The sequence below is a fragment of the Microbulbifer halophilus genome (assembly GCF_026183675.1).
GTDB classification, from domain to species: Bacteria; Pseudomonadota; Gammaproteobacteria; order Pseudomonadales; family Cellvibrionaceae; genus Microbulbifer; species Microbulbifer halophilus.
Genome location: NZ_JAPIVK010000088.1, coordinates 1 through 1,083, shown reverse-complemented (window position 1 = coordinate 1,083; position 1,083 = coordinate 1). Strand labels below are relative to the sequence as shown.

1 protein-coding gene is annotated in these 1,083 nt (G+C 51.7%); it reads left to right on the top strand.

Annotation, left to right across the window (positions count from 1 at the left end):
- Positions 1 to 85 precede the first annotated feature (85 nt).
- Positions 86 to 1,054, top strand: coding sequence for an IS30 family transposase (locus tag OQE62_RS19320; protein ID WP_265723680.1), 969 nt, complete (start codon positions 86 to 88; stop codon positions 1,052 to 1,054).
- Positions 1,055 to 1,083: the final 29 nt, after the last annotated feature.

The window sequence follows — 1,083 nt, the reverse complement described above, 5'->3', positions numbered from 1 at the left end:
CGCGGTTTCGGATAATAAGTGCAATTGGTAAGAGAGAGGCCAGCTGGTAGAGTCCGCGCTTCTCCCGACCAAGAGAAAAGCACTAATGAGCTACAACCAGCTGGCCGAGAACGAACGATACCAGATTTATAGCCTGAGAAAAGCCGGACACTCGCAGGCAGAGATTTCAGAGTTACTGGAAAGGAACCCGTCTACGATCAGCCGAGAGCTGCGACGAAACGCTGGGCTACGTGGATACCATCCAGGCCAGGCGCAAAAGCTGTCGGCTGTCAGGCGGCATGAAGCCTACAAGGCACGGAAAATGACCGATGAGGTGCGAGGCCAGATAGAGTCGCTGCTCCGCCAGGAGTTGAGTCCGCAGCAGGTGGTGGGTTATTTGGAAAGACATACTGGCGTATCACTGCACCACGAGACCATCTACCAGCTGATTTATGCAGATAAAGCCAATGGCGGGGACCTGTATACTCATCTGAGGATAGCATCAAAGCCCTATCGCAAGCGCTACGGCAGCTATGACCGACGTGGAAAGATTAAGAACCGTGTGAGTATAGATGAACGTCCTGCTGCTGTTGATCAGGGCAGGAGGGTGGGCGACTGGGAGGGAGATACAGTCATCGGGAAGGGCCACAACGGAGCGTTACTGACGATGGTTGAGCGAAAGACGCTGTATACGGTCATTGTGCGCTTGGCAGGCAAGAGAGCTGACTTGCTGACTGATGCAGCGATTGCTCACATGGCGCACCTGAAGGACAAGATCAAAACGATTACGTTTGACAATGGTCTTGAGTTTGCCGGACATGAAATGATTGCGAAAGAGTTGAAGACGGATATCTATTTTGCCCACCCCTATGCATCATGGGAGCGAGGAATTAATGAGAACACCAACGGCCTCATTCGGCAGTACTTTCCGAAGGGGACGGACTTCAACATGGTGACAGATGAGCAAGTTCGGTTTGTTATGGATCGGTTGAACAGCAGGCCAAGGTCAAGTAGAGGTGGCCGATCACCGAATGAATTATTTATGGGGCAGAGAGACGATTTGCTCGCTGCATGAGGGAATTGCAGTTATTACTTGAAACCAAG

Bases quoted from the DNA above. Each gene is read 5' to 3' on its own strand.
- OQE62_RS19320 (WP_265723680.1), top strand. From the start codon at position 86: ATGAGCTACAACCAGCTGGCCGAGAACGAACGATACCAGATTTATAGC.